The sequence below is a fragment of the Streptomyces sp. NPDC059989 genome, from assembly GCF_042736975.1.
Classification (GTDB): domain Bacteria; phylum Actinomycetota; class Actinomycetes; order Streptomycetales; family Streptomycetaceae; genus Streptomyces.
Genome location: NZ_JBHWUO010000038.1, coordinates 1 through 21,654 on the forward strand (window position 1 = coordinate 1; position 21,654 = coordinate 21,654).

Sequence of the window (21,654 nt, forward strand, 5' to 3'; positions counted from 1 at the left end):
TGGTCCCCCAACATCTGGGCGGCCTGCGCGGGGCGCGCCCCCGCCCCCGTTTAACGGGGTTGTGGGGTGTTCACCACCTCACCCACGCTGCCGTGTTCAGATGTTGCGGTAGACGTCGCGTCGGTCGCCGACCTTGACGACGAGGATGACGAGCTCGCCGTCCAGTACCTGGTAGGCGATCCGGTAGCTGCCGACTCGGAGTCGGTAGAGCCCCGACGGCCCGGTGAGCTTCTTGATGTCGGCGTCCTCGCGGTACGGGTCGTCGCCGAGGGCGGTCAGCGCGGCGAGAATGCGCATCGCGGCGGGCCGGTCGATAGCCCGCAGCTGGCGCTGGGCCGCCGTGGTGAACCTGAACGCGTACTTCACGCCGCGCCTTCACCACGCTCGCTGAACAGGTCCGCCAGCAGCTCGGCCATGGTCACGGTCGGACCGCCCTCGGCCAGAACGGCTTCGGCCTCACGGGCGAGGAGTTCGTCAGCCGCTTCTTCCAGTGCGTTGAAGTCGGCGATCGGTACGAGCGCTGCGACTGGGGCACCGTTGCGCGTGATTATGGTCGGAGTGCCCTGCTCGGCTCGGTTGATGTGTTCGGCAAGGTGGGCGCGGGCTTCGCGCACGGTCACAGCGCTTTCGTCCATGAGTCGAGTGTACGCGCGGGCGTGTACACAAAGTGCTCCTCCGGCTCATCCGCGCACCGGCCATACGTGCTCGGCCCACACCACTTTGCCCATTGGCCGGTCGGCCACGCCCCAGTCGGTGGCGAGCGTACTGACGAGGATCAGCCCGCGCCCCCGCTCCCGGCCGAAACTCGCCGCCCGTGCCCGCGGCCGGCGCCGGCACGGGTCGTGCACCTCGATGCGGACCCTTCCCGGCGTGGCCGTGAGTGCGACGAGCAGGAAGTCGCCGGGCTCGGTCCCGTACCTGTAGGCGTTCGTCACCAGCTCCGAGGTCACGAGCTGTATGTCGTACAGGAGTTCCTCGGGGACCTCCGGCACTTGAAGGGTGACGAACTCGCGGACGTATGTGCGGGCGGTCCGGCGCACACAGGTGGCGCCCTCGTCGCTCTAGGTTGCTTCCTCGCGCCACTAAGTAGCATAGCTCGCACGAGTGAATGCAAAATTGCACGATGCTGCGCGATGGCGTGAGTGCCCGAGGGGCTTTGCGTGACACCCCATGCGCGAGCACGGCAGACTGTCGGCCGAGACATGATCAGGGAGGGGACCCGATGAGTGCTCCCACGGTGCGCCGACGCCGACTCGGCGGAAAGCTGCGCGATCTGCGTGGGTCGCTCACTCTCGACGAGGTCGCCGACAAGTCCGGCGGGAAGTTCGGTACGCACAAACTGTCGCGACTGGAGACCGCGAAGGTCGCAGCCAAGGCGCAGGACATCGCGGAGCTGCTCGACTTGTACGTCGACCTCGGCAGGGGCATCGACGACGAGCTGCGTGCGGCGCTTCTGACGCTGACCAAAGAGGGCGGGCAGCGCGGATGGTGGCACTCGTACCGCGGTGTGCTCACCCCCGTCTATGAAGACCTGATCTCGCTCGAAGCGGAGGCGACCTCGGCCACCACCTGGCAGCTCGGTGCGATTCCAGGCCTCCTTCACACGGCGGAGTACGCGCGGCAGATCATTCGGGCGACGGCCATGTCCGAGGGGGTCGAGGCCAAGGTCGACGCACTCGTGGAGGTCCGCCTCGCGCGGCAGGCCATCCTTACCCGTGAGGAGCCGCTGGCGCTCTGGGCCGTCATCGGCGAGGCCGGCCTGCGGACGCGGACCGAGGATCCGGCCGTCATGTACGAGCAGCTCGGCCGGCTGCTGGCCATGGGCAAGCGCCCCAATGTCAACATCCAGGTGCTGCCGTCGGACGCGCCTCCCCATGTCGGACAGCTAGGCAGCTTCTCCATCCTCGGATTCGACGATCTCGCGGATCTCGACGTCGTGCATACGGAGTCGCTGACCGCCGCCTTGTACGTGGAGGGGCACGAGCAGGTCGCCATGTACCGGGACGCAGCCCGGCGGCTCACCTCCGCCGCCGCCTCGGTCGAGAGGTCCGCGGAAATGATCAACGAGATAAGGAACGCGCTATGAAGCACATTGACGATGCCTCCACCCTTCCTGTCGCCTGGTGGAAGTCGTCGCGGAGCGACACCGGCGCGCAGTGCGTCGAATGCGCCGTCCTCGATGCCGACGGCGGGCGGGTGCTCGCCGTGCGGGACAGCAAGGTGCCGGCCGGGCCCGCGCTGGTGGTCTCGTACTCGGCCTTCGGTGGGCTGGTCGGGGCGCTCAAGCGCGGCTCCCTGTAGCCCCGAAGGGGCCCCGGAGGGGGCTCCGGCGGGACCTTGATCCCGTGATCCACAAGAAGTTCGTGAAGTTCTTCACAAGGAAAAGGGGCCTGTTGGGCCTCGGGAAGCGCCATTTGGGTGCCTCCTGAGGCCCACAGGCCCCTTTTCGAAGGCGTTCGTACGAATAGCGGACGCAACCGGTTCCGCATCAGAGGTATGGACGAAGCCCGGTGGTCCAGCCCGGTTGAGGCCCTACGGGCCAGTTCAGGACGGGTGCACAACGACTCCCGATACACCGTGGTTCCCGTTGCACACCATGACCTCCGTCACGTGGGCCGCGCAGTGTAGCAGAGGGTCTCCGACTGCTTGTGAAGGGGCTCACGAGCGGCACCCCTTTGGGTGCTGGATACTCGTTCCATGAGCACCACGGAGCGTCCCAGGATCCTCGTTGTAGGAGGTGGGTACGTAGGCCTGTACGCGGCCAAGCGGATCATGAAGAAGATGCGCTATGGCGAGGCGACCGTCACGGTCGTCGACCCGCGGTCGTACATGACCTACCAGCCCTTCCTCCCCGAAGTGGCCGCAGGCAGCATCTCGCCTCGGCACGTCGTCGTCCCGCTGCGACGCGTGCTGCCCAAGGCTGAGGTTCTCACCGGCCGGGTCACGAACATCGACCAGGACCGCAAGGTCGCCGTCGTCACGCCGCTGGTCGGCGAGGCGTACGAGCTGCCCTTCGACTACCTGGTGATCGCGCTCGGCGCCGTCTCCCGCACCTTCCCGATCCCCGGCCTCGCCGAACAGGGCATCGGTATGAAGGGCGTCGAAGAGGGCATCGGCCTGCGCAACCACGTCCTCGAGCAGCTCGACAAGGCCGAGTCCACGACGGACGAGGACGTCCGCCGCAAGGCCCTCACCTTCGTCTTCGTCGGCGGCGGCTTCGCCGGCGCCGAGACGATCGGCGAGGTCGAGGACATGGCCCGCGACGCCGCGAAGTACTACGCCACGATCAAGCGCGAGGACATGCGCTTCATCCTGGTCGACGCGGCCGACAAGATCCTTCCCGAGGTCGGGCCCAAGCTCGGCACCTGGGGCAAGGAGCACCTCGAGTCGCGCGGCATCGAGATCTACCTCAACACCTCCATGGACTCCTGCGTGGACGGCCACGTGGTGCTGAAGAACGGCCTCGAGGTCGACTCCAACACCATCGTCTGGACCGCGGGCGTCAAGCCCAACCCGGTGCTGGCCCGCTACGGCCTGCCGCTGGGCCCGCGCGGCCACGTCGACGCCCAGCCGACCCTCCAGGTCACGGGCACGGACTACATCTGGACCGCCGGCGACAACGCCCAGGTGCCGGACATCGCCGCCCGCAAGGCCGGCGTGGAGAACGCCTGGTGCCCGCCGAACGCCCAGCACGCGCTGCGCCAGGCCAAGGTCCTCGGCGACAACGTCATCTCCGGCATGCGGGGCTTCCCGCAGAAGGAGTACGCCCACTCCAACAAGGGTGCGGTGGCGGGCCTCGGCCTCCACAAGGGCGTCGCGATGATCGTCATGGGCAAGATGAAGATCAAGCTCAAGGGCCGGCTCGCCTGGTACATGCACCGTGGTTACCACGGCATGGCCATGCCGACCTGGAACCGCAAGATCCGCGTCTTCGCCGACTGGACCCTCGGCATGTTCCTCAAGCGCGAGGTCGTCTCGCTGGGTGCTCTCGAGACCCCGCGCGAGGAGTTCTACGAGGCCGCCAAGCCGGCCCCGGCTCCGGCCGCCGCCGCGGCACCGGCCCAGAAGGCCAAGGCCTCCTGACCCGGCGCGAGCCGACAGGACCCTGAGCAGTACCAGCACGTCCCCGAAGGGGCCGCCCGCCATCCGTGGTGCGGGCGGCCCCTTCGGCATGCCGCGGGCCGGGAGTGGGTAGGCCGTTCCGTCGGAGCTTTCTGGAGGTGCCTACGATGACCGACGCCGCGCCGCGGCTGGCCGCAGTTGCCGAGACCCTGATGGGCGCCCCCCTGCCCGTCCGCATACGGGCCTGGGACGGCAGCGAGGCCGGGCCGCCCACCGGCCCCACCCTCGTGCTGAACCACCGGCGCGCCCTGCGCCGCATCCTGTGGAAGCCGGGCGAGCTGGGCCTGGCCCGGGCCTGGGTCGCCGGCGACCTGACCGTCGAGGGCGACCTCTTCGACCTGCTGGACCGGGTTGCCGGGCTGTTCTGGGAACGGCCCGCCCCGGCCGCAGCCCCGCCGCCCGCCAAGGCCCGCCCGACGGGCCTGGCCCGGCTGCGCCCGCACCTGCCCGACCGGTCCGCCGGCGACACCGGGACCGCCGCCCTGCTGCGCGACCCGCAGGCACGGGCCGCCGTACGCGAGCTGATCGCCCTGGCCAGGCCGTGGCCCGCGCCCGCGCCGCCGCCCGAGGAGGCCGCCCGCCGCGGCGGACCCCAGCACAGCAAGAGCCGCGACCGGCAGGCCATCAGCCACCACTACGACGTCGGCAACGAGTTCTACGAGCACGTCCTCGGCCCCTCCATGGTGTACTCCTGCGCCTACTGGAGCCCCGGCTCCACCCTGGAGGGGGCCCAGCGGGACAAGCTCGACCTGGTCTGCCGCAAACTCGCCCTCGCCCCCGGCGTCCGGCTCCTCGACGTCGGCTGCGGCTGGGGCTCCATGGCCCTGCACGCGGCCCGGGAGTACGGGGTCCAGGTCACCGGCATCACGCTCTCGCGCGAGCAGGCCGCCTACGCCCGCAAGCGGGTCGCGGAGGAGGGCCTGGCCGACCGGATCGAGATCCGGGTCCAGGACTACCGGGACGTCAAGGACGGCCCGTACGGGGCCATTTCCTCGATCGGCATGGCCGAACACGTCGGCGCCGAGCGCTACCGCGAATACGCCCGCACCCTGTACGCGCTGCTGAGCCCCGGCGGGCGGCTGCTGAACCACCAGATCGCACGCCCCCCGGAGCCGGACGAAGAGGCGTACCGGATCGACGAGTTCATCGACGCCTACGTCTTCCCCGACGGGGAGCTCTCCCCGCTCGGCACCACCGTCGGCGAGCTGGAGCGGGCCGGCTTCGAGGTCCGCGACGTGGAGGCGCTGCGCGAGCACTACGGGCTGACCCTGCGGGCCTGGGTGGCCCGCCTGGAGGACCACTGGGAGGAGGCCGTACGCCTCACCTCGCCCGGGCGGGCGCGCGTCTGGCGGCTGTACATGGCGGCCTCCGCGCTCGGCTTCGAGCACGGCAGGCTCGGGGTCAACCAGGTGCTGGCGGTCCGCCCCGGGGACGGCGGGACCTCCGGGCTGCCGCTGCGGCTGCGCACCTGGGGCGCGCAGCCCTCGTAGCGGGACAACGGGAAGGGCCCCGGGGCGTGTGCCCCGGGGCCCTTCCGTTCCGTACCGCCGACCGCGACTACTCCGTCTTGATGGCCGTCAGCATGTTCAGCCGGGCGGCGCTGCGGGCGGGCCACATGGCCGCCAGGACGCCCACCACGCCGGCGAGCAGCAGGAAGATGCCGATCCGGTCGTACGGGATGACGAGCTCGTAGCCCTGGATGGACTTGCTGAAGGTGGTGCCGACGGCCCAGGCGAGGAAGACGCCGACGCCGATGCCGAGGATCGCGCCGAAGAGCGAGATGACCACGGCCTCCAGGCGGATCATGTTCTTGACCCGGCTGCGGTCGAGACCGATCGCCCGCAGCATGCCGATCTCCTGCTTGCGCTCGAAGACGGACATCGCGAGGGTGTTGACCACGCCGAGCACCGAGATGATCAGCGCCATGCCGAGCAGGCCGTACATGATGTTCAGCGCGAGGTTGACCACGCCGCCCATCTCGTTGCGCATGTCCTGCTGGGTGGCGATGCCGATCGCCGGGTTGTTGCCGAGCGCGTCCAGGACGGCCTTCTCGCTCGCCTTGGACTCGCCGCCGGTGGCGTTGACGTACACCTCGGGGATGTAGGGGTCCTCGGAGTGCGCGCTGAGGACCTTGTCGTCGAGGACGTACGGCGAGAGCAGGCCGTCCAGCTCCTTGTAGACCGCGCCGACCTTGAGCGAGCCCTTCTGGCCGTCGTCGTACATGACCTCGAAGGTCGAGCCGACCGCGAGCTTGGCCTTGGCCGCGGTCTTGTCCGCGACGGCGACCTCGCCCTTGGCCAGGCTGCTCAGCGAACCGCTGACGACGTCGATGTTGAGCATCTCGCCGATCGCGGCCGGGTTGACGCCCGATGCCGCGTGGAAGTCGCCGCCGATCTGCAGCGAGCCGGCGGTCTGCGGGGAGACGGCCTTGATGCCGGGGGCCTTCGCGAGGGTCTCGGCGACCGACGTGTCGAGGCTGCCCATGCCCCCGTTCATGGAGATCTTGTAGTCGGCCTTGATCTTGTCCGTGCTCATCCGGTCCACGGCCTTGCCCATGGTGATGCCGATGACCGAGAGCGCGGTGACCAGGGTCAGGCCGATGGCCAGCGAGGCGGCCGTGACGGCCGTGCGGCGCGGGTTGCGCAGGGCGTTCTGCGCGGCCAGCTTGCCGGGCACCCCGAAGACCTTCTGCAGCGGCGGCCGCAGGGCCGAGATGACCGGCCGCGACAGCAGCGGCAGCAGCACGATCAGGCCGATGAGCAGGAAGAACGCTCCGCCGCCGATGACCATCCGGCCGTCGCCGCCCATGGACACGCCGAGCATGACCAGGCCGATGCCGATCAGGCCGAAGACGCTGCCGATGATGTTGCGCAGGACCAGGGACTTCGCGGTGGCCGGCAGGTGGGCGCTGCCCATGGCCGCGACCGGGGCGATCCGGCCGGTGCGCCAGGCGGGCAGCAGCGCGGCGAGCACGGTGACGAGGACGCCGATGACCAGGGCCGCGATGATCGTGGTCGGGGAGACCACCAGGTCGCCCGCCGGGATCTTGGCGCCGAGGGAGTCCATCAGGGAGCGCATGCCGACCGCGAGGCCGATGCCGGTGACGAGGCCGATCGCGGCGGAGACGACGCCGACGACCAGGGCCTCGGCGAGCACCGAGCGCATGACCTGGCCGCGGTTGGCGCCGACGGCGCGCAGCAGGGCCAGCTCCTTGGTGCGCTGGGTGACCAGCATGGTGAAGGTGTTGTAGATCAGGAAGACGCCGACGAAGAGCGCGATGAAGGCGAACATCAGCAGCATGGTGTTCATGCCGCTCATCCCCTTCTCGATCTCCTTGGCCTGGTCCTTGGCGAGCTGGGCGCCGGTCTGGGCCTTGGTGTTCTTGCTGTCGAGGAGCGGCTTGACCTCGGAGAGCAGCTGGTCGGCGGTGGTGCCGGCCTTGGCGCTGACGGAGAGCTCCTCGAAGAAGCCGGGCTTCAGGTACAGCTGCTGGGCGACGGCGGTGTCGAACAGCACCAGGCTGCCGCCCGCGTTGACGGAGCCGTCCTCGGTGGTGAAGACGCCGACGAGGGCGTACTCCTTGACGGGGCCGTTGGTGGCGACGCGGACCTTGTCGCCGACCTTGTAGTTGCCCTTGGCCGCGGTGTCCTTGTCGAGGGCGATCTGGTCGTCCTTGGCCGGGCCGGTGCCGTCGGTGAAGGTGTAGCGCGGGTCCTTGCCGTCCTTGACGGGGGCGAAGTTGGAGCCCTTGTTGGCCCAGCCCTGGCCGATCAGCTTGCCGTTCTCGTCGCCGACGCCGGCGAAGCCGGAGACCCGGCCGCTCACGACGTCGACGCCGCCCAGGGCCTTGACCTTGTCGAGCGTCTGCTGGCCGATGCCGGGCTCGCCCTGCTTCTGGCCGTTGTCGTCGCGGGTCTGGCCGTAGGAGGTGACGGAGACCGCGACGCCTTCGTAGCTCTTGGCGGACTGGTTGCTGAGGGACTTGCCGAGGGTGTCGGTGAAGACGAGGGTGCCGGAGACGAAGGCGACGCCGAGGACGACGGCGAGCACCGTCATCAGCAGCCTGGCCTTGTGCGCGAGGACGTTGCGCAGGGCGGTACGGAACATGGTGGAGGAGTCCAGGATGTCGGGGGTCGGCGGAGGACTGGGGGAGGGGCGGTCCCTCAGCTGGTGCGGCCCTTGGCGTCGAACGCCTTCATGCGGTCCAGCACGCCGTCGGCGGTGGGGCTGTGCATCTCGTCGACGATCGCGCCGTCGGCGAGGAAGATGACGCGGTCCGCGTAGGAGGCGGCGACCGGGTCGTGGGTGACCATCACGACGGTCTGGCCGAGCTCGCGCACCGAGTTGCGCAGGAAGCCGAGGACCTCGGCGCCGGAGCGGGAGTCGAGGTTTCCGGTCGGTTCGTCACCGAAGATGATCTCGGGGCGGGAGGCCAGGGCGCGGGCCACGGCCACGCGCTGCTGCTGGCCGCCGGAGAGCTGGGTGGGGCGGTGCGAGAGGCGGTCGGAGAGGCCGACCATCCGGATCACCGTGTCCAGCCACTGCTTGTCGGGCTTGCGGCCGGCGATGTCCATCGGGAGCGTGATGTTCTCCAGGGCCGTCAGCGTCGGCAGCAGGTTGAAGGCCTGGAAGATGAAGCCGATCTTGTCCCGGCGCAGCTGGGTGAGCTGCTTGTCCTTGAGGGAGCCCAGCTCGGTCTCGCCGATGCGGACGGAGCCGGCGGAGAAGGTGTCCAGCCCGGCGACGCAGTGCATCAGCGTGGACTTGCCGGAGCCCGAGGGGCCCATGATCGCGGTGAACTGGCCCTGGGCGAAGTCCACGGACACGTTGTTCAGCGCGACCACCTGGGTCTCGCCCTGGCCGTACACCTTGGAGAGGCCGGTGGCGCGGGCGGCCACGGCCTGGGTGGTGTGCGGGGCGTAGTTCATGGTGGTCACGGGAGCGACTCCTCGGCTGCAGTCTGATGATCGGCAAGACACCTCCATCCTCGCGGCGCCCACCCCCGCTCCGAATCAGCCGACGTGCCCGTTCTCCGGCCCACTGGAGGCTGACCACCGGGGCACGCGTGTCCTCCTCTGGTATGACGGGGACCCTGACCCGGGGCGGAGGCACGGGCCGGGGCGCGGGGCGGAGGCGCGGGGTGGCGGAGGGTGGCGCACGGGGTGGCGGGGGCCATCGAAATCCCGTCATTCCCGTAACGGATGTGATCGTCCCCGAGAACGGGCCCACCGTGTGTTCTGCCGCCTGACGGCCCCTCAAGCGTCAATAAAATCAGACAACATCGGAAAGACGGCCCGGTTGTCGACAGGGCGATCCGGATAGGCTCGGCACAGCGTTCACGGCTTTTGCTACGGGGGTCGCTACGCCCTGCCCGGATGGTGGAATGCAGACACGGCGAGCTTAAACCTCGCTGGCCTTAGGGCCGTGCCGGTTCAAGTCCGGCTCCGGGCACTCCGCAGGTCCCGCGAGGTTCCCGTCCTTATCCCCCTGCGCTTCGCCCTGCCTTCTCCTAAGATCCTCCTCCAGCAGTAGGGTGCTTTCTTTGCGAGCGCATTACTCTTGTTGCAAGGCCGCGCTCGGTGGCCACGGAGGAGTGAGATGAGGAGCAGTAACCCGGTCTTCTCGCGACGGGGGTTCAGCCGCGACAACGGTGGCTACGCGGGTTTTGACGCGCAGCAGCACCAGCAGGCCGGGACCGCGACCAACCCGTACGCGACGAACCCGTACGCGACCGACCCGGCGACGGGTATGCCGCAGGCGCCGGCGCGCACCAACGCGATGACCATGGACGACGTCGTGAGCCGTACGGCCATGACGCTCGGCACGCTCATCGTCACGGCGACCCTGGCCTGGATCTTCCTGCCGGTCGACCCGGAGAACCTGGGCACGTCGTACGGCATCGGCATCGGCGCGGCCCTGGTCGCGTTCGTCCTGGCGATGGTCCAGTCCTTCAAGCGCAAGCCGGTCCCGGCCCTGATCCTGGGCTACGCGGCCCTCGAGGGTGTCTTCCTCGGTGTCATCAGCGCAGCGACCAGCACCTACCTGGGCCCCGGCGTGGTCATCCAGGCCGTCATGGGCACGATGTGCGTCTTCGCCGCCGTGCTCCTCGGCTACCGGATGGGCTGGATCCGCGTCACCCGCCGCTTCTACGGCTTCGTGATGGCGGCCGCCCTGGGCTTCATCCTCCTCATGCTCGTGAACACCCTGTTCGCGGTCTTCGGCGGCGGTGACGGCCTCGGCTTCCGCAGCGGCGGCCTCGGCCTGCTGTTCGGCGCCATCGGCGTCATCCTCGGTGCCTGCTTCCTCGCCCTGGACTTCAAGCAGGTCGAGGACGGCATCGCCTACGGCGCCCCCCGCGAGGAGGCCTGGCTGGCGGCCTTCGGCCTCACCCTGACCCTCGTGTGGATCTACCTGGAGATGCTGCGCATCTTCCAGATCCTCTCGGGCGACGACTAGCAGGACCGGCAGCCGCCCCGCGGCTGTCCACAGCATGGGGAAGGCCCCGCGAGCACACCGCTCGCGGGGCCTTCCCGCGTCCAGGTGGTATGGAGTCGGGGGAGAGGGAGAGAGGGCTCAGCCGAACCGGCGTGCGGCTCTGCGCAGGTCGTACTCGTGGATGATCGCCTTGGCCTGGCCGTAGGACAGCTCGTGCGCGCCGCGCAGCCAGCTGACCTTCTCCTCGAACCGGACGAGGGAGGGGCCGTCGTCGACGGCACGGAGCCAGTCGGAGACCTCACGACCGGTGGTTTCGGGGATTCTGTCGATCATGTTGCGGTGTGTCTGCTCGGAGAACTCTACGGACATGGGCGCCTCCGGAGGTATCGCCGTGCTGTTCTCTTCACGCAACCGTGCCGGAGAGTTCGCCCGTTGGCAATGGTGCCCGGACGGCGCGTAAGGTCGGCCGGGTGCTGGATACTTCGCCCCTGACCGCCGTTGTGGAACGTTTCGCCGACCGGCTACGGGCCGCGCCGCAGAGCCGCCTCCAGCAGGGGGCCGCGGCAGCGGCGCTGGAGCTCGCCCGCGAGCTCTCCGTCCGGGCCCAGGGCCTGGAGGGCGCCCCCGTACGGGAGATGCCGGACGCGGGGATCTTCGTCGTCGGGGACCAGGTGGCGGTGGCCGGCCTCGACCTCGCCGAGGCGCTGCGCGGCGTACGGGCCGGGGCAGCGTCGTCCGGGGAAGTGGCGACGGCCCCGTCCGAGATGCTGGACGAGGCCGTGGCGCTGGTGGAGCGGGCGGAAGTCAGAGCGATGCGATGACGCGGTCCGCGAGGATGTAGACGTTGCTGTCGGGGTCCTCGGCGTCACCGCAGGAGAAGGTCAGCGCGTAGGCGCCGGAGATGCCCGAGCCGCCCAGCAGGACCGGCGCGGTGCCCGAGCGCAGGGCCTCGGCGAGGCGCTCCGCGGTCTCCCGGTGGCCGGGGGTCATGCACAGCGTGGTGCCGTCGGTGAAGACGTACACGTCGAGCGTGCCCAGCGGGCCGGGGCGGACGTCCGCGAGGGCCGTACGGGCCTCGGCGAGCTCCTCCAGGCGGCTGACGGTGCGCTCGTGGTCGGCGCCGGGGGCGGAGGCCTGGACGGGCACGAAGTCGGGGTGCGAGGGGTGGCGCCGGCGGGCGGCGGCCAGCTCGGCCGAATCCTCCGGGTACTCCTCGACCATCTCGTCGCCGAGGACCGGCTCCAGACCCACCATGTCCGCCTGCCGGGGCAGGAAGACGGGGCTGTCCTCACCGAGGCCGGGCAGGCCGCCCAGCAGCGAAGGGGCGTCGGCGGCGTCACGGGCCTCCTGCGCGGCCCAGAAGGCACGCGCCTCGGCCAGCTCGCGCTCGCGCTCCTCGGCGAGGGCTTCGGCCACGGCGGCTCGTATCTCGGCGGCGGGGGACTCCACGGCGCTACGGGCGTGCGGGACGGTCGCACCGCGAGGCTGGACCGGCACCGCCAGCTCGCCGCGCAGGGCCGTGACCTGCTTGCGCAGGCCGTGGACGGCGTGCAGCGCAGCAGCGCCCACGGCCGTGGCAGCGGCTGTGGTCAGCAGCAGGGCAAGAGACATGGCGCTCACTGACTAACTCCTGAGGTGATTCGATCCCCCGACTTCCTACATCAGAGTGTCCTGACCTGGGAATGGCGTGCAGTGCATTACGTCACGAATTGGACAGGGCTTTGGTCACACCGGCCCCAGGTGTACCAGCGCTGACCTGCGGATATGCCACTCCCCCGGGACATAGGTCACATCCTGGGGGAGATTCGGTCACAGGTCGGCTGCGGCGGGATTAGATTCGGCGTCAGTACGCCGCAAGGGATCCGGCCGGATCCCTTGCGGCGGCTGGGGTGCCGCCCTAGCTGAGGCGCTCTTCTCTCGTGGTCGCGCTGATCTTCGCCACCGCTGCGGGCAGGTGCCGCCCCTCGTTCCTCGGGGCGACCCCTACCCTCCGCTACGGCTCAGCTCAGCCGCTCGATGACCATGGCCATGCCCTGGCCGCCGCCGACGCACATGGTCTCCAGACCGAACTGCTTGTCGTGGAACTGCAGGCTGTTGATCAGGGTGCCGGTGATGCGCGCACCGGTCATCCCGAACGGGTGACCGACGGCGATGGCCCCGCCGTTGACGTTCAGCTTGTCGAGGGGGATCTCCAGGTCCCGGTACGACGGGATGACCTGGGCGGCGAAGGCCTCGTTGATCTCGAAGAGGTCGATGTCGCCGACGGTCAGGCCCGCCCGCTTCAGCGCCTGCTTCGACGCCTCGACCGGGCCGAGGCCCATGATCTCGGGGGAGAGGCCGGTGACGCCGGTGGAGACGATCCGGGCCAGCGGGGTCAGGCCCAGCTCCCGCGCCTTGGTGTCGCTCATGATGACCAGCGCGGCGGCGCCGTCGTTGAGCGGGCAGCAGTTGCCGGCCGTGATCAGGCCGTCGGGGCGGAAGACGGGCTTGAGGCCCTCGACGCCCTCCAGGGTGACCCCGGCGCGCGGACCGTCGTCGGTGCTGACCACGGTGCCGTCGGGGGTGGTGATCGGGGTGATCTCCCGCTCCCAGAAGCCGTTCTTGATCGCGGCCTCGGCGAGGTTCTGCGAGCGGACGCCGAACTCGTCCATGTCCCGGCGGGTCACGCCCTTGAGGCGGGCCAGGTTCTCGGCGGTCTGACCCATCGCGATGTACGCGTCGGGGATCAGGCCGTCCTCGCGCGGGTCGTGCCAGGACGCGCCCTCGCTCTGCGCGACGGCGGCGGTGCGGGCCTCCGCGTCGGCGAAGAGCGGGTTGTGGGTGCCCTCCATGCCGTCGGAGGAGCCCTTCACGGACCGGGAGACCATCTCGACGCCGGCCGAGATGAAGACGTCGCCCTCGCCCGCCTTGATGGCGTGCAGGGCCATGCGGGAGGTCTGGAGCGAGGAGGAACAGTAACGGGTGATCGTGCAGCCCGGCAGGTGGTCCATGCCCATCTGCACGGCGACGATACGGCCGAGGTTGTGCCCCTGCTCGCCGCCGGGGAGGCCGCAGCCGAGCATCAGGTCGTCGATCTGGCGCGGGTCCAGCTCGGGGACCTTGGCGAGGGCGGCCTGGATGATCGTGGCGGTCAGGTCGTCGGGGCGGACGTCCTTGAGGGACCCCTTGAAGGCACGCCCGATGGGCGAGCGGGCGGTGGAAACGATGACGGCTTCGGGCATCGGGACTCCAAGGGGTGCGTCGTTGCGGGACCGCATGCGAAGTTACCGGCCCGTACGGTGGAATTCACGGGGTGGGGAGTGTGATGCCGGTCGCTCCCGCGGGGTGGCCCTGGCTCGGCGCCGCCGCTGGGGCTCTGCCCCAGACCCCGCGCCTCAAACGCCGGCGAGGCTGGGGTTGGCTCCGGCCGAGGCAGATCCAGCCCCTCCGGCGTTTGAGGAGTGGGGGTCCCCCGGACGGAGTCTGGGGGAGGGTCTGGGGCGGAGCCCCAGGTCTTGGACGGGTCCGGGCGGAGCCCGGGGAACGGCGGAAGGGCGGGTAGGGGACCCGCTCCGCGCAGCGGTCAGGCCGGGCCGGAGACGCCGGCGGTCGGGGTGCCCGGGGCGGGGCCGGGGTCGGCGGGGGACGTGACGTCCTCGGCCTGGACCCGGCGCCGACGGCGGTGCTTGAGGAGGACCCAGGGCCCACGGGCCGCCGTGACCTCGGTACCCGCCAAGCCGGCGGCCGCCGACGCGGCCTTCGCCACCGGCAGCATGTCCTCGTTCCGGGACACGTCCAGCCGGTCCGACTCCGGCCACAGCCCCAGCGCCGCGCACAGGGTGGGCAGGACGGCCATGGCGGCGGTCGCGTACCCCTCCGCCGACGGGTGGTAGGAGTCCGGCCCGAACATCTCCCGCGGGTTCGCGGCGAACTCCGGACCCAGCAGGTCCCCCATCGACACCGTACGGGCGCCCAGCGCGACCACCCCTATGGTCTGCGCGGCGGCCAGCTGCCGCGAGACCCGCCGGGCCAGCCACCGCAGCGGCTGGTACACCGGCTCGATGGTGCCCAGGTCAGGGCAGGTCCCGACGACCACCTCGGAGCCCGCGAGCCGCAGCCTCCGTACGGCCGCGGTCAGCAGCCGCACCGACTGGGTCGGCGGCATCCGCCGGGTCACGTCGTTCGCGCCGATCATGATCACGCACACGTCCGGGGCCGGCCGGTCACCATCCAGCAGCAGCCCCACCTGCCGGTCCAGGTCGTCCGACATCGCCCCCGACGCGGCCACGTTGCGCAGCTCCACCGGCCGCTCGGCCACCGCCGCCAGCCCGGAGGCCAGCAGGGCCGCCGGAGTCTGCCGGGCCCGCCGTACGCCCAGCCCCGCGGCCGTGGAGTCGCCCAGCATGCCCAGCCGCAGCGGCCCCGGGCTCTGCTCCGGGCCGCCGAACTCGCTCCCGTACAGCCCGTCCGCGCGCGGCGGATCCCCCAGCCCGGTGCCCACCGTCCGCTTGGCGAACTGCACCTCCGCCAGCACCAGCCCCACCGCGGCGGCCCCGACCAGTCCGAGTCCGCCCCCGCCGTACGCTGCCCCCGCCGCGATCCGGCGGGCCGTTCTCGCCCTGGACACCCTGCAGGCCACCTCCTCGGTCCCTGGTCCTCGGTCCTTGTTGACCTACCTGCCCCGTACGGACGGTCGGCCAATCCCTTTCCGCATACTCTGGCCGTGCCTCCCGGAGAACCCGTGGAGTCCCCTCCTTGGAGAACATGGTGCAATTCCACGACTCGATGATCAGCCTCGTCGGCAACACCCCGCTGGTGAAGCTCAACCGTGTGACCGAAGGCCTGCAGGCCACCGTCCTTGCGAAGGTCGAATACTTCAATCCCGGTGGATCCGTGAAGGACCGGATCGCCGTACGGATGATCGAGGCCGCCGAGCAGAGCGGAGCCCTCAAGCCCGGTGGCACCATCGTGGAGCCGACCAGCGGCAACACGGGTGTAGGACTCGCCATCGTGGCCCAGCAGAAGGGCTACCACTGCATCTTCGTCTGCCCTGACAAGGTGTCCGCGGACAAGATCAATGTCATGCGCGCGTACGGCGCCGACGTGGTGGTCTGCCCGACCGCCGTCGACCCCGAGCACCCGGACTCGTACTACAACGTGTCCGACCGCCTCGTGCGCGAGACGCCCGGCGCCTGGAAGCCGGACCAGTACAGCAACGCGAACAACCCCCGTTCGCACTACGAGACCACCGGCCCCGAGCTGTGGGAGCAGACGGACGGGAAGATCACCCACTTCGTCGCGGGCGTCGGCACCGGCGGCACGATCTCCGGCACCGGCAACTACCTCAAGGAGGTCAGCGGCGGGAAGGTCAAGGTCATCGGCGCCGACCCCGAGGGTTCGGTCTACTCCGGCGGCACGGGCCGTCCGTACCTCGTCGAGGGCGTCGGCGAGGACTTCTGGCCGACCGCCTACGACCCGAACGTGACCGACGAGATCATCGCGGTGTCCGACAAGGACTCCTTCCAGATGACCCGCCGCCTCGCCAAGGAGGAGGGCCTCCTCGTCGGCGGCTCCTGCGGCATGGCGGTCGTCGCCGCGCTGAAGGCGGCCGAGGGCCTGGGCCCGGACGACGTGGTCGTCGTCCTCCTCCCGGACAGCGGCCGCGGCTACCTCAGCAAGATCTTCAGCGACGAGTGGATGGCCGGACACGGCTTCCTCGAAGAGGCCGGCCCCTCCGCGCGCATCGGTGACGTGATGAACGACAAGGACGGTGGCATGCCCTCCCTCGTCCACATGCACCCCGAGGAGACGGTGGGCGAGGCCATCGAGGTCCTGCGCGAGTACGGCGTCTCCCAGATGCCGATCGTCAAGCCGGGCGCCGGCCACCCGGACGTGATGGCCGCCGAGGTCATCGGCTCCGTGGTGGAGAAGGAGCTCCTGTCGGCGCTGTTCGCGAAGCAGGCCTCGCTGAGCGACCCGCTGGAGAAGCACATGAGCGCGCCGCTCCCGCAGGTCGGCTCCGGCGAGCCGGTGTCCGAGCTGATGGCGGTGCTCGGCGAGGCGGACGCGGCGATCGTCCTGGTCGAGGGCAAGCCGACGGGTGTGGTGAGCCGTCAGGACCTGCTGGCGTTCCTGGCGAAGTCCGCCAAGTAGCCGTTACGGAGCCGCGCATGGCCGTCGTGCAAAAGGTACGGGCCCGACATGTGACGGCAGCACCGGCTTAACACGGCTCCGGCACAGTGGTGGTTGTCGGCAGGGAAGCCCGGGAAACCGGAAACCCGGCCGGCACCACCGAACGGCGTTGCGCACCTCCGGAGCGGCTCCCGGACCGCGTGGACGCCACGGACGCGGACGGCCCTGACCCGGCCCGTGTCCTTCGCGGGGACCGCCGTCGTCCCGCCCCCGGGCAACCGGGGTGCGGCGGTCCCCGCCCAAGTCTTTTCCCGGGCCTGTCCGGGCACCTCCAGGCTGTGCGGCGGTGGGCATTTCGGCTCGCCCCATACGAAGCCCCTGGGCGGGGCATATCCAGCCTCGCCGGCGTTTGAGGCGCGGGGGTCCGGGGGCAGAGCCCCCTGGGGGTCCCCCCGGACGGAGTCTGGGGGAGGCGCCGCACCCGACAACGCGCAGATCAGGCGGGGGTGTCCCCGCTCCGGCGGCGCAGCCCCCTGGCGTGGATGAAGTTGACCCCGACAATCCCGCCCCAGGCGACCACCAGCCCCGCCAGATGCGCCTGCGCAGCAGCAATGGCCGAGAGCGGGATCGCCAGCACCAGCGTGATGATGGCGAAGCCGAACCGCTCGCCGAAGTTCCCGTCCACCGGCTCGGACCGGCCCCCGCGGGCGTGGAGGAGCCGTTCCTCCGCCAGCCGCCGCCGGACCTGCGTGTCGACCTTCTCGACGAACGAGTCCACCAGCGCGGACTCGTACTCCGGACCCAGCTCCCGCCGGGCGTCCAGCGTGGCGTCGAGTTCCTTCTTCAGCTCTCGGGCGTGCGCGTCCATCCCCCCACCGTAGAAACCGCCGGAGGCGCCGGCACTGGGGCTAGCCCCCGTATCCGCATCGCGGGCGCGGCTTGCCGAGCTGCATAACCGCATGCAGAGTGCTCCGTGACTGAATATCTCACCGGGACGGAGGGGACGGCATGAGCGACAGCCCGGCCGCGCGGCTGCAGAAGCTGTTCGAGGGGCACCGGCTGACGCCGACCCAGCGGCGGATCGCGCACTGCATGGTGCGCGGAGCGGCGGAGGTGCCGTTCCTGTCGAGCGTGGAGCTCGCCGAGCTGGCGGGGGTGAGCCAGCCGTCGGTGACCAGGTTCGCGGTGGCGCTGGGATTCGACGGGTATCCCGCGCTGCGCCGCCACCTGCGCGAGGTGGCCCCCGCCGAGCGGGCCGACGCCGCGCACGAGGACTCGTACAACGAATACCAGCAGGCCGTCCAGGGCGAGATCGAGAACCTGCGGCAGCTCGCCGCGATGCTCGCCGACCCCTCGCCGGTCCAGGAGGCGGGCCGGCTGCTCGCCGCCTCGACCCCGCTGCCCGTGCTGGGGCTGCGGGCGGCGTCCTCGCAGGCGCGCGGGTTCGCGTACTTCGCCGCCAAGGTGCACCCGGACGTACGCCTCCTCGACGAGGGCGGCTCGATGATGGACGACCGCATCGACGCGGCCGTCGGCGCGGGGGCCTCGGCGCTCCTGTGCTTCGCGCTGCCCCGCCACCCCCGGGAGGTCGTTGACGCCCTGGAGCGGTCCCGGCGGGCCGGCCTGACCGTGGTGACGGTCGCCGACTCGGCCTTCGCGCCGGTGGCCCGCCACTCGGACCTGCTGATCCCGGCGCCGGTCGGGACCGGCCTGGCCTTCGACACGGCGTGCGCGCCGATGCTGCTGGGCCGGGTGCTGCTGGAGGCCATGGCGGACGCCCTGCCGGACGCCCAGGCCCGCCTGGAAGCCTTCGACGCCCGGGCCGCGGCCCGCGGGCTCTTCGTGGAGTAGGGGGCAGGGGCGAAAACCCCGCCCCTCACAGCAGCGCGTCCCGCCACTCCCCGCCCCCCTCCGCCACGATGTCCCTCAGGCTCTGCGCCGGGCGGGCCTGCGTGAAGCGGACGTCGTCGGTGTTCGAGAGGGTGAAGCCGTGGACCGCCGGGCGCGGGAGGCTGTTGTAGCCGTAGTGGGCGGTGAAGAAGTACGCGCCCGTGTCCGGGACGGCGATCACGTCGCCGGGAGCGAGCAGGGGCAGCCCCCGTCCCGTGGCCAGGAGGTCGCCCGCGAAGCAGGCTGGGCCCGCGATGTCCTGGGGGACCGGGGGGCCGGTGCGCGGAGTGCCCTTGGCGTCGTACGGCAGGATCCGCAGCGGCCAGGCCGCCGGGGCGTACACCGTGCGGGTGGCCAGCTGGACCCCCGCGTGGGTGACGGCGATCGGGCGGCCGCCGGTGGACTTGGTGTACTCCACCCGGGCGAGGACCAGCCCGTGCTTGGCCAGTAGGGACCGTCCGAATTCGGTGACCAGGCCGTACGAGCCGTCGAAGAGGGCGGGTACCGCCTCGCGCAGGGCGGAGACGTGGTCCGCGTACGTCGGGGTGTGCTCGTCCGAGGTGAAGTTCACCGGCAGGCCGCCGCCGATGTCGAGGGTGTCGACCTGGCGGCGCCCGGCCGCCGCGTTGATCTCCTCGGCCAGGGCGTGCAGTTCCCGTACGCCCTCCGCGATCAGCGGCAGCGGCACTCCCTGCGAGCCCGAGTGCGTGTGCAGCCGGGTCAGCCACGGCCGGTCCGCGTACGCCCGTACGAGCCATGCGCGCGCGCCCGGATCCCGCAGCGGGACCCCGAACTTCGAGGTCGCCGTGGCGGTGGACAGTGCGCCGATGGTGCCCGCGCCGGTCTGCGGGTTGATCCGCACCCCGAGCGGCGAGGAGGTGGGGGCGGACGCGACGAGGGCGTCGAGGCGCTCCAGCTCCTGCCGGTTGTCGGCGTTGACGGCGACGCCCAGCGCCAGCGCCTCGCGCAGCTCGGCCGGGGTCTTGGCGGGGGAGTCCAGGACGGTGAGCCCGGCGGGCAGCCCGGCCGCCTGGGCCAGCGCCAGCTCGCCGGGGCTGGCGACCTCGCAGCCGAGCCCGGCGTCGGCGAGCAGCCGCAGGACCGGGACGAGCGGGGCGGCCTTGACGGCGAAGGCGTGCAGGACGGGCGTGCCGGCGGGCAGCGCGGCGGCGAACGCGCCGGTCAGGGCGGCGGCGGAGGCCCGGATCCCGGCCACGTCCAGCAGGCAGGCGACGGGCTCGGAGTCCAGCAGGCCCTGTTCGACGGCGGCCCGTACGGCCAGGTCGCGGCGCTCGGCGGCGCCTTCCGTGTGCGTCTCGGCAGCCATGCCCCTCAGCCAATCATCCGGCGGGTCCGCCCGCAGCTGTTGACTGAATCTATTCAGGCGTCCAGGATGTGAATGGATTAACCAACATCGGAGGAGGCACCGCCATGTCAGGACCCCGCCCCGTACGTGCCGCGCGAGGCACCGAGCTCAGCACCCTGGGATGGCAGCAGGAGGCCGCGCTGCGGATGCTCCAGAACAACCTCGACCCCGAGGTCGCCGAGCACCCCGACAAGCTGGTCGTCTACGGCGGCACCGGCAAGGCCGCCCGCGACTGGCGCTCGTACGACGCGATGGTCCGCACCCTCCAGACCCTCAAGCAGGACGAGACGATGCTCGTCCAGTCCGGCCGCCCGGTCGGCGTGATGCAGACCCACGAGTGGGCGCCGCGCGTCCTGCTCGCGAACTCCAACCTGGTCGGCGACTGGGCCAACTGGGAGGAGTTCCGGCGCCTGGAGAACCTGGGCCTGACCATGTACGGGCAGATGACGGCCGGTTCGTGGATCTACATCGGCACCCAGGGCATCCTCCAGGGCACCTACGAGACCTTCGCGGCCGTAGCGGCGAAGAAGTTCAACGGGACCCTGGCCGGCACCATCACCCTCACCGCCGGCCTCGGCGGCATGGGCGGCGCCCAGCCGCTCGCCGTGACGATGAACGACGGCGTCGCGATCTGCATCGACGTCGACCCGCGCGCCATCGACCGCCGCATCGAGCACCGCTACCTGGACGTCAAGGCCGACAACCTCCGCCACGCCCTCCAGCTGGCCGTCGAGGCCCGCGACGCCCGCAAGCCGCTCTCCATCGGCCTGCTCGGCAACGCCGCCGAGCTGCTCCCGCAGATGCTGGCCGAGGGCGCGCCGATCGACATCGTGACGGACCAGACGAGCGCCCACGACCCGCTCGCCTACCTCCCCGTCGGCGTCGACCTCGACGACATGGCCGCCTACGCCGCCAAGGACCCGGCCGGCTTCACCACCCGCGCCCGCGAGTCGATGGCGAAGCACGTCGAGGCCATGGTCGGCTTCATGGACGCCGGCGCCGAGGTCTTCGACTACGGCAACTCCATCCGCGGCGAGGCCCAGCTGGCCGGCTACGACCGCGCCTTCGCCTTCCCCGGCTTCGTCCCCGCCTACATCCGGCCGCTGTTCTGCGAGGGCAAGGGCCCCTTCCGCTGGGCGGCCCTGTCCGGCGAGGCCTCGGACATCCACAAGACCGACAAGGCGATGCTGGAGCTCTTCCCGGAGAACGAGTCCCTGCACCGCTGGATCAAGATGGCGGGCGAGCGCGTCCACTTCCAGGGCCTGCCGGCGCGCATCTGCTGGCTCGGCTACGGCGAGCGCGACAAGGCCGGCGAACGCTTCAACGAGATGGTCGCCGACGGCACCCTCGCCGCCCCGCTGGTCATCGGCCGCGACCACCTCGACTGCGGCTCGGTGGCCTCCCCGTACCGCGAGACCGAGGCCATGCTCGACGGCTCCGACGCCATCGCCGACTGGCCGCTGCTCAACGCCATGGTCAACGTCGCCTCCGGCGCCTCCTGGGTCTCCATCCACCACGGCGGCGGCGTCGGCATGGGCCGCTCCATCCACGCGGGCCAGGTCACGGTCGCCGACGGCACCCCGCTGGCCGGCGAGAAGATCCGCCGCGTCCTCACCAACGACCCGGGCATGGGCGTCATCCGCCACGTCGACGCGGGCTACGACATCGCCGAGACGGTGGCCGACGAGCGCGGCGTCCGCATCCCGATGCGTGAGGGCGACGACGCGTGA

20 protein-coding genes and 1 tRNA gene are annotated in these 21,654 nt (G+C 71.0%); 10 read left to right on the forward strand and 11 right to left on the reverse strand.

What is annotated here, in order from left to right:
- Positions 1 to 96: 96 nt before the first annotated feature.
- The 3 genes from ACFWBN_RS28315 to ACFWBN_RS28325 are packed head-to-tail and all read right to left on the reverse strand — an operon-like array spanning position 97 to position 1,040.
- Positions 97 to 366, reverse strand: coding sequence for a type II toxin-antitoxin system RelE/ParE family toxin (locus ACFWBN_RS28315; protein WP_385180694.1), 270 nt, complete (start codon positions 364 to 366; stop codon positions 97 to 99).
- A complete protein-coding gene (locus ACFWBN_RS28320) occupies positions 363 to 635 on the reverse strand; it encodes a type II toxin-antitoxin system Phd/YefM family antitoxin (RefSeq protein ID WP_385180697.1) in 273 nt (90 codons plus the stop codon). The genes ACFWBN_RS28315 and ACFWBN_RS28320 overlap by 4 nt, the downstream gene beginning before the upstream one ends.
- Before the next feature lie 45 nt (positions 636 to 680).
- Positions 681 to 1,040 carry an ATP-binding protein gene (locus tag ACFWBN_RS28325; RefSeq protein WP_385180700.1) on the reverse strand — a complete coding sequence of 120 codons (360 nt, stop codon included), beginning with the start codon at positions 1,038 to 1,040 and terminating at the stop codon, positions 681 to 683.
- Positions 1,041 to 1,222: 182 nt separating this feature from the next.
- On the opposite strand from ACFWBN_RS28325, the gene ACFWBN_RS28330 reads away from it, so the two are divergent.
- The 4 genes from ACFWBN_RS28330 (at position 1,223) to ACFWBN_RS28345 (ending at position 5,612) form a co-directional block, all read left to right on the forward strand.
- A complete protein-coding gene (locus ACFWBN_RS28330) occupies positions 1,223 to 2,086 on the forward strand; it encodes a DUF5753 domain-containing protein (RefSeq protein WP_385180702.1) in 864 nt (287 codons plus the stop codon).
- Positions 2,083 to 2,301: a DUF397 domain-containing protein gene (locus ACFWBN_RS28335; protein ID WP_385180704.1), complete on the forward strand. Its 219-nt coding sequence runs from the start codon at positions 2,083 to 2,085 to the stop codon at positions 2,299 to 2,301. Before ACFWBN_RS28330 ends, ACFWBN_RS28335 begins: the two co-directional genes overlap by 4 nt.
- Before the next feature lie 396 nt (positions 2,302 to 2,697).
- Positions 2,698 to 4,083 (forward strand): NAD(P)/FAD-dependent oxidoreductase, encoded by a 1,386-nt coding sequence (locus tag ACFWBN_RS28340; RefSeq protein WP_385180707.1) that lies wholly within the window; start codon positions 2,698 to 2,700, stop codon positions 4,081 to 4,083.
- 146 nt (positions 4,084 to 4,229) lie between these two features.
- Positions 4,230 to 5,612, forward strand: a complete 1,383-nt coding sequence (locus tag ACFWBN_RS28345) for a class I SAM-dependent methyltransferase (RefSeq protein WP_385180710.1) — start codon at positions 4,230 to 4,232, stop codon at positions 5,610 to 5,612.
- 67 nt (positions 5,613 to 5,679) lie between these two features.
- On the opposite strand, the gene ACFWBN_RS28350 is transcribed toward ACFWBN_RS28345, so the two are convergent.
- Together ACFWBN_RS28350 and ACFWBN_RS28355 are read right to left on the reverse strand one after the other, a co-directional pair.
- Positions 5,680 to 8,229, reverse strand: a complete 2,550-nt coding sequence (locus ACFWBN_RS28350) for an ABC transporter permease (RefSeq protein WP_385180713.1) — start codon at positions 8,227 to 8,229, stop codon at positions 5,680 to 5,682.
- A 56-nt stretch (positions 8,230 to 8,285) separates the two neighbouring features.
- A complete protein-coding gene (locus ACFWBN_RS28355) occupies positions 8,286 to 9,050 on the reverse strand; it encodes an ABC transporter ATP-binding protein (protein ID WP_385180831.1) in 765 nt (254 codons plus the stop codon).
- A 441-nt stretch (positions 9,051 to 9,491) separates the two neighbouring features.
- Here ACFWBN_RS28355 and ACFWBN_RS28360 point away from each other — a divergent pair.
- Both ACFWBN_RS28360 and ACFWBN_RS28365 read left to right on the forward strand, forming a co-directional pair.
- Positions 9,492 to 9,573: transfer RNA gene (locus tag ACFWBN_RS28360), tRNA-Leu, on the forward strand.
- Between the two features lie 147 nt (positions 9,574 to 9,720).
- Positions 9,721 to 10,578 carry a Bax inhibitor-1/YccA family protein gene (locus tag ACFWBN_RS28365; protein WP_385180716.1) on the forward strand — a complete coding sequence of 286 codons (858 nt, stop codon included), beginning with the start codon at positions 9,721 to 9,723 and terminating at the stop codon, positions 10,576 to 10,578.
- A gap of 117 nt (positions 10,579 to 10,695) precedes the next feature.
- On the opposite strand, the gene ACFWBN_RS28370 is transcribed toward ACFWBN_RS28365, so the two are convergent.
- Entirely contained in the window at positions 10,696 to 10,926 is a 231-nt protein-coding gene (locus tag ACFWBN_RS28370; protein WP_215017512.1) for a DUF4287 domain-containing protein, read from the reverse strand.
- Between the two features lie 101 nt (positions 10,927 to 11,027).
- Here ACFWBN_RS28370 and ACFWBN_RS28375 point away from each other — a divergent pair, with 101 nt between their 5' ends.
- Positions 11,028 to 11,378 (forward strand): hypothetical protein, encoded by a 351-nt coding sequence (locus ACFWBN_RS28375; protein ID WP_385180719.1) that lies wholly within the window; start codon positions 11,028 to 11,030, stop codon positions 11,376 to 11,378.
- Here the strand turns inward: ACFWBN_RS28375 and ACFWBN_RS28380 are convergent.
- From ACFWBN_RS28380 to ACFWBN_RS28390, 3 genes are all read right to left on the reverse strand, one after another.
- Positions 11,362 to 12,168, reverse strand: coding sequence for a hypothetical protein (locus tag ACFWBN_RS28380; RefSeq protein WP_385180834.1), 807 nt, complete (start codon positions 12,166 to 12,168; stop codon positions 11,362 to 11,364). The genes ACFWBN_RS28375 and ACFWBN_RS28380 overlap by 17 nt on opposite strands.
- Positions 12,169 to 12,557: 389 nt before the next feature.
- Positions 12,558 to 13,778, reverse strand: a complete 1,221-nt coding sequence (locus ACFWBN_RS28385; RefSeq protein ID WP_385180721.1) for an acetyl-CoA C-acetyltransferase — start codon at positions 13,776 to 13,778, stop codon at positions 12,558 to 12,560.
- Between the two features lie 341 nt (positions 13,779 to 14,119).
- On the reverse strand, positions 14,120 to 15,163 hold the full coding sequence (locus ACFWBN_RS28390; RefSeq protein WP_385180723.1) for an SGNH/GDSL hydrolase family protein: 1,044 nt from the start codon (positions 15,161 to 15,163) through the stop codon (positions 14,120 to 14,122).
- 140 nt (positions 15,164 to 15,303) lie between these two features.
- Between ACFWBN_RS28390 and ACFWBN_RS28395 the strand changes: the two genes are divergently transcribed.
- Positions 15,304 to 16,689, forward strand: a complete 1,386-nt coding sequence (locus ACFWBN_RS28395) for a cystathionine beta-synthase (protein ID WP_385180837.1) — start codon at positions 15,304 to 15,306, stop codon at positions 16,687 to 16,689.
- Positions 16,690 to 17,164: 475 nt separating this feature from the next.
- On the opposite strand, the gene ACFWBN_RS28400 is transcribed toward ACFWBN_RS28395, so the two are convergent.
- Positions 17,165 to 17,536 (reverse strand): hypothetical protein, encoded by a 372-nt coding sequence (locus ACFWBN_RS28400; protein ID WP_385180725.1) that lies wholly within the window; start codon positions 17,534 to 17,536, stop codon positions 17,165 to 17,167.
- Positions 17,537 to 17,676: 140 nt separating this feature from the next.
- Between ACFWBN_RS28400 and ACFWBN_RS28405 the strand changes: the two genes are divergently transcribed.
- Positions 17,677 to 18,519: a MurR/RpiR family transcriptional regulator gene (locus ACFWBN_RS28405; RefSeq protein WP_385180727.1), complete on the forward strand. Its 843-nt coding sequence runs from the start codon at positions 17,677 to 17,679 to the stop codon at positions 18,517 to 18,519.
- 25 nt (positions 18,520 to 18,544) lie between these two features.
- On the opposite strand, the gene ACFWBN_RS28410 is transcribed toward ACFWBN_RS28405, so the two are convergent.
- A complete protein-coding gene (locus ACFWBN_RS28410) occupies positions 18,545 to 19,885 on the reverse strand; it encodes a diaminopimelate decarboxylase (protein ID WP_385180730.1) in 1,341 nt (446 codons plus the stop codon).
- A gap of 104 nt (positions 19,886 to 19,989) precedes the next feature.
- On the opposite strand from ACFWBN_RS28410, the gene hutU reads away from it, so the two are divergent.
- Positions 19,990 to 21,654: a urocanate hydratase gene (gene hutU / locus ACFWBN_RS28415; RefSeq protein ID WP_385180733.1), complete on the forward strand. Its 1,665-nt coding sequence runs from the start codon at positions 19,990 to 19,992 to the stop codon at positions 21,652 to 21,654.

Excerpts from the sequence above, each read along its gene's own strand:
- ACFWBN_RS28320 (WP_385180697.1), bottom strand. The coding sequence starts at position 635 with ATGGACGAAAGCGCTGTGACCGTGCGCGAAGCCCGCGCCCACCTTGCC.
- ACFWBN_RS28330 (WP_385180702.1), top strand. The coding sequence starts at position 1,223 with ATGAGTGCTCCCACGGTGCGCCGACGCCGACTCGGCGGAAAGCTGCGC.
- ACFWBN_RS28335 (WP_385180704.1), top strand. The coding sequence starts at position 2,083 with ATGAAGCACATTGACGATGCCTCCACCCTTCCTGTCGCCTGGTGGAAG.
- ACFWBN_RS28340 (WP_385180707.1), top strand. The coding sequence starts at position 2,698 with ATGAGCACCACGGAGCGTCCCAGGATCCTCGTTGTAGGAGGTGGGTAC.
- ACFWBN_RS28345 (WP_385180710.1), top strand. The coding sequence starts at position 4,230 with ATGACCGACGCCGCGCCGCGGCTGGCCGCAGTTGCCGAGACCCTGATG.
- ACFWBN_RS28350 (WP_385180713.1), bottom strand. The coding sequence starts at position 8,229 with ATGTTCCGTACCGCCCTGCGCAACGTCCTCGCGCACAAGGCCAGGCTG.
- ACFWBN_RS28355 (WP_385180831.1), bottom strand. The coding sequence starts at position 9,050 with ATGAACTACGCCCCGCACACCACCCAGGCCGTGGCCGCCCGCGCCACC.
- ACFWBN_RS28365 (WP_385180716.1), top strand. The coding sequence starts at position 9,721 with ATGAGGAGCAGTAACCCGGTCTTCTCGCGACGGGGGTTCAGCCGCGAC.
- ACFWBN_RS28370 (WP_215017512.1), bottom strand. The coding sequence starts at position 10,926 with ATGTCCGTAGAGTTCTCCGAGCAGACACACCGCAACATGATCGACAGA.
- ACFWBN_RS28380 (WP_385180834.1), bottom strand. The coding sequence starts at position 12,168 with ATGTCTCTTGCCCTGCTGCTGACCACAGCCGCTGCCACGGCCGTGGGC.
- ACFWBN_RS28385 (WP_385180721.1), bottom strand. The coding sequence starts at position 13,778 with ATGCCCGAAGCCGTCATCGTTTCCACCGCCCGCTCGCCCATCGGGCGT.
- ACFWBN_RS28400 (WP_385180725.1), bottom strand. The coding sequence starts at position 17,536 with ATGGACGCGCACGCCCGAGAGCTGAAGAAGGAACTCGACGCCACGCTG.
- ACFWBN_RS28405 (WP_385180727.1), top strand. The coding sequence starts at position 17,677 with ATGAGCGACAGCCCGGCCGCGCGGCTGCAGAAGCTGTTCGAGGGGCAC.
- ACFWBN_RS28410 (WP_385180730.1), bottom strand. The coding sequence starts at position 19,885 with ATGGCTGCCGAGACGCACACGGAAGGCGCCGCCGAGCGCCGCGACCTG.
- hutU (WP_385180733.1), top strand. The coding sequence starts at position 19,990 with ATGTCAGGACCCCGCCCCGTACGTGCCGCGCGAGGCACCGAGCTCAGC.